Origin of the sequence: Selenomonas sp. (genome assembly GCF_052169755.1) — a bacterium.
In the GTDB taxonomy this organism is placed as follows: Bacteria; Bacillota; Negativicutes; order Selenomonadales; family Selenomonadaceae; genus Selenomonas.
Genome location: NZ_JBQNBV010000155.1, coordinates 1 through 4,160 on the forward strand (window position 1 = coordinate 1; position 4,160 = coordinate 4,160).

At 56.6% G+C, this 4,160-nt stretch carries 7 protein-coding genes; 4 read left to right on the forward strand and 3 right to left on the reverse strand.

Features of this window, described 5'->3' with window-relative positions:
- Positions 1-694, forward strand: a 694-nt coding sequence (locus ACTTKG_RS09400) for an ATP-dependent 6-phosphofructokinase (RefSeq protein WP_442673946.1), incomplete at its 5' end; no start/stop codon positions are given.
- 19 nt (positions 695-713) lie between these two features.
- Positions 714-1,694, forward strand: a complete 981-nt coding sequence (locus ACTTKG_RS09405; RefSeq protein WP_442673947.1) for a diaminopimelate dehydrogenase — start codon at positions 714-716, stop codon at positions 1,692-1,694.
- A 78-nt stretch (positions 1,695-1,772) separates the two neighbouring features.
- Here ACTTKG_RS09405 and fliD read toward each other — a convergent pair whose 3' ends face one another.
- From fliD to ACTTKG_RS09420, 3 genes are all read right to left on the reverse strand, one after another.
- Positions 1,773-2,585: a flagellar filament capping protein FliD gene (gene fliD / locus ACTTKG_RS09410; RefSeq protein ID WP_442673948.1), complete on the reverse strand. Its 813-nt coding sequence runs from the start codon at positions 2,583-2,585 to the stop codon at positions 1,773-1,775.
- A gap of 112 nt (positions 2,586-2,697) precedes the next feature.
- Complete coding sequence (locus ACTTKG_RS09415; protein ID WP_442673952.1) at positions 2,698-2,967, reverse strand: DUF4160 domain-containing protein; 270 nt, start codon at positions 2,965-2,967, stop codon at positions 2,698-2,700.
- Positions 2,942-3,220, reverse strand: a complete 279-nt coding sequence (locus ACTTKG_RS09420; RefSeq protein ID WP_442673949.1) for a hypothetical protein — start codon at positions 3,218-3,220, stop codon at positions 2,942-2,944. The genes ACTTKG_RS09415 and ACTTKG_RS09420 overlap by 26 nt, the downstream gene beginning before the upstream one ends.
- A gap of 265 nt (positions 3,221-3,485) precedes the next feature.
- Between ACTTKG_RS09420 and rpsF the strand changes: the two genes are divergently transcribed.
- Together rpsF and ACTTKG_RS09430 are read left to right on the forward strand one after the other, a co-directional pair.
- Positions 3,486-3,824 (forward strand): 30S ribosomal protein S6, encoded by a 339-nt coding sequence (gene rpsF, locus ACTTKG_RS09425; protein ID WP_442673950.1) that lies wholly within the window; start codon positions 3,486-3,488, stop codon positions 3,822-3,824.
- A gap of 19 nt (positions 3,825-3,843) precedes the next feature.
- Positions 3,844-4,160: single-stranded DNA-binding protein (locus tag ACTTKG_RS09430; RefSeq protein ID WP_442673951.1), on the forward strand; the 317-nt coding region annotated here is incomplete at its 3' end.

Consider the following 4,160-nt stretch of genomic DNA (forward strand, 5'->3'; position numbering starts at 1 on the left):
GCTCAAAGCGCACGGCATCGAAGGTCTCGTCGTCATCGGCGGCGACGGCAGTCTCACGGGCGCGGCACACCTCTCGCGCCACGGTATGCCGATCGTCGGTCTGCCGGCGACGATTGAGAACGACGTTTGGGGAACGGATTATACGATCGGCGCCGATACGGCGGCAAATACGGTCTTAGAGGCGATCAACAAGCTGCGTGACACGGCGTCGGCGCACCGTCGCATCATACTCATCGAGGTCATGGGCAAGAAGTCCGGCTGGCTTGCGATGATGGCGGGCGTCGCGGGCGGCGCTGAATATGTGCTCGTGCCCGAGGTCAAGTATGACCTTTCGGCGATCTGCCAGGAGATCATGGAAGCCTATGAGGCGGGCAAGAAGTACAGCATCATTGTCGTGGCGCAGGGCGCAGGCTCCGCCGTCGATATGGGCAAGTTCATCGGTGAGACGACGAAGATCGACACGCGCGTGTCCGTCTTGGGATACATCCAGCGCGGCGGTGCGCCGACGGTCGAGGATCGCATGAAAGCGTCGCTTCTTGGCGAGCGTGCGGCTCTGGCTCTGATGTCGGGCGCGAGCAACATCGTTTTCGGCTTCGACATGGGCAAGGTCGTGAGCATCAACCTGCACGATGCCGTGACGAACCGCAAGACGCTTGATCCGGAGATCGTGCGCCTTGCACGCGTGCTCGCTTGATGGGGAAGGATGAGAGAATATGATGATTGCCATTCTCGGCTACGGAAATCTCGGGCGCGGCGTGGAGTGCGCCGTGCGGGACAACAAGGATATGGAGCTTGTCGCCGTCTTTACGCGGCGCGATCCGAAAGAGGTAGAGATACGGACGGATGGCGTGCCTGTCGTCAGCGTCGAAGACATCGAAGCGTGGCAGGATAAGGTCGATGTGCTCATTCTCTGCGGCGGCAGTGCGACGGATCTGCCCGAGCAGACGCCGAAATATGCCGCGCTTTTCCACGTCATCGACAGCTTCGACACACATGCGAAGATCCCCGAGCACTTTGCCGCTGTGGACAAGGCGGCGAAAGGGTCGGGGCATGTCGCCGTCATTTCCGTCGGCTGGGATCCGGGGCTTTTTTCGCTCGCACGCGTTTACGCAAATGCCGTCCTACCGAACGGCAAGGATTACACTTTCTGGGGGCGCGGCGTCAGTCAAGGTCACTCCGACGCCATTCGCCGCATCGCGGGCGTGAAGGATGCGAAGCAGTACACCGTACCCGTCGTCAAGGCGCTCGCCGCCGTACGGCGCGGTGAGAATCCCGATCTGACGACGCGCGAAAAGCATACGCGCGAATGCTTCGTCGTCTTGGAAGAGGGTGCGGACGCGGCGAAGGTCGAAAAGGAAATCAAGGAGATGCCGAACTACTTTGCCGACTACGATACGACCGTGCATTTCATCACGGAAGAAGAACTCAAGGCAAGCCACGGCGGACTTGCACACGGCGGCTTCGTCATCCGCACGGGTGTGACGGGCTGCTATGGAGAGCATAAGCACGCGATCGAGTACAGTCTGAAGCTCGACTCGAATCCCGAATTTACGACGAACGTCCTCTTGGCGTATGCAAGGGCGGCGTATCGTCTCGCGGAGGAAGGTGCAGCGGGATGCAAGACCGTTCTCGACATCGCTCCTGCATACCTCTCGCCGCTTTCGGCAGAGGAGCTTCGGGCGAAGCTCCTCTGAGGGGAAAAGTATAAGAAGGGCGCCGTCTGTCTGACGGCGCCCTTTTTGGCTAGGTTTTCTTTGTACGGAAGGATTCGTTTAGAAGAACATCGACAGAAGCGTCCCCACATTGGCATAGGCATTCATGCTCGTCAAGGCGCCTGCCGACGTGTAGGCGAGCGCACGCTGGTAGTTGGGACCGAGCATTTGCTGCGCCGACGGGAAGATCTTGTCGCGCTGCGTCTTGGCGAAGTCGATCTTCTTTTCTGTCGCGCCCGCGAGACCGTTTTTGCCGAGGATGTTTTCGACGCGGTTCGGCTCTTCCTTGAGCGCCTTTGTCAGCGCTGCGTCGTTGACGGACAATGTCCCTGACGCTGCGTTCACCGTGATGCCGACCTGGCGCAGGGTGTCCGCCTTGTAAGAGGCGTCGCCGAACATCTTCGCCATGCCCGAGGCGCGGCTTGAGACGTCGGAGTAGTTGCCGAACATTTTGATCGTGTCGTTGTAGTCCGAAACGAAGTCCTTGACGTTTTTGAGTGCGGCTTCGGTGTTCTGCTTCGTGTCTGCCTCGGTCGCGCCCGTGACGTTGAAGTTCGTGTTCTTGAGCGCCGCAGATGTCTTGGAAAGAGAGTTCATCGCCGTATCGAACGTCTTGTAGAAGCCGTCGGATGCCTCTTGGTAAGACTTCAGTACGGCGCGCGTGTTCGCCTTGAGGTTCATAAGGGCGTAGGCGTTCGAACCGAAGCTCTGCGAGTTCAGTAGCGAGGAAAGCCCCTTGGAAGCGCGAGAGGACTGCGCTCCAAAAAGCGAGCTGCCCGCAGCGCCCGTTCCGCCGAAAAGCGAGTAGCCGCTCTTCTGTGCGAAGCGGTACATGCCGTAGTTCGCTTGCGTCATGGAATATATCGTTGGCATAATAGCCAGCTCCTTTCAAAAATGTGAGACAGCATGGATTCTTCACGAGAAAATACATCGTTTCATTGAGTATATCGAAAGGCGGGAGGGATTTCTTTAGCATCCGGATTGCTCACAAGCGACCAAAATGCTGATACCAGCTGTAGACGATGCTCTCTTTGTTCGCTGCGATGCCCCTGAGCAGACGGTTCAAATCTTTTGTCGGAATGCCGCTGTGATTATGTGCAACGATGGGATTGCCCGTTGGCGGAATCCAAATTTTTGTGGCGTTTGGTGTTGGTACACCTTTACAAACATGTATGTGTACAGGTTCATCATTTTCGTTTGACCAGAAAAAGAGACGGTAACCGAATAACTCACCCCACGTCGGCAATGACTTCACCATCCTCGCGTGCGATCTCCCAGATCAGAGCGCTGTTTCTTTGTACGAAAGCGAGCAGCTCGGTACGCTCGTCCTCGCTAAAGCCGCTGTAGCTTACGAAAGAGATGCTTGGCAGCAGGATTTCTGCCGTATCAAAGCCGTTTTCTGCTACACGCTCCATATAGACCAAGATGCTTTCGCCCTTTTGAGCGGATTGGTGTATATCGGAAAATGTTGTGACGATGCCGTTGATCGTGCTGTAATGATGCTTCATGACGCACCTCCTCCCTAAATGTCTGTTACTTCAACTATAGAGGAGCCGCCGCGCTTTGTCAAATGGGAATTTCTCCTTGCCCCAAGGCTTTTCTTATGATATAATCATTCAGTCACAGGACAGTTGGTTCGAATTGGTTAGGAATCACTGATAAATTCAGCCACCCATCTTCACACATCTGGGCGACCTCATTTTATCAGCGCTTCCTTTAGTTTGAGCCTTCCCTGCTCCCGAGGGAGCCACAGACCATAGAGGAGGTGTTTTTGTGAGAAAATACGAGGTTATCTTTATCGTGAAGCCGATGGAGGAGGAAGCGACGAACGCTGTTATCGAGAAGTTCGTCAAGCTGATCCAGACGAACGGCGGCACGATCGACAAGGAAGACCGTTGGGGCAAGAAGCGTCTGGCGTATGAGATCAAGGATTACACGGACGGCTACTACTGCTTGCTCAATGTCACGGCTGAGCCTGCCTGCATGAAGGAATGCGACCGCGTCATGAAGATCACCGACGATCTTCTGAAGCACATGATCGTGCGTGCGGAGGAGCTCATCGCGGTCGGCGAGAAGGCTGCGGCAGAGTCGCCGGTCGAAGAAGCGGAGTGAATTTGAGGGAGGAACTGCCATGAATAAGGTGCTTTTGACCGGAAATCTCGCCCGTGATCCTGAGGTGCGCTATACGCAGAGCGGCAAGGCGGTCGCTTCGTTTTCGCTCGCCGTGAACCGCCGCTTCGGCAGGGCGAACGACGGGCAGCAGCCGTCGGCGGACTTCATTTCCATCGTCGCATGGGAGAAGCTCGCGGAGTTCTGCGGCAACTACCTGACGAAAGGCAGCCGCATCCTCGTCGAGGGTCGTCTGCAGGCGAGAAGCTACGATGCGCAGGACGGCTCGAAGCGCTATGTGACGGAAGTCGTCGCAAATGACATCGAGTTCGCCGGATC

Excerpts from the sequence above, each read along its gene's own strand:
- ACTTKG_RS09405 (WP_442673947.1), top strand. The coding sequence starts at position 714 with ATGATGATTGCCATTCTCGGCTACGGAAATCTCGGGCGCGGCGTGGAG.
- fliD (WP_442673948.1), bottom strand. The coding sequence starts at position 2,585 with ATGCCAACGATATATTCCATGACGCAAGCGAACTACGGCATGTACCGC.
- ACTTKG_RS09420 (WP_442673949.1), bottom strand. The coding sequence starts at position 3,220 with ATGAAGCATCATTACAGCACGATCAACGGCATCGTCACAACATTTTCC.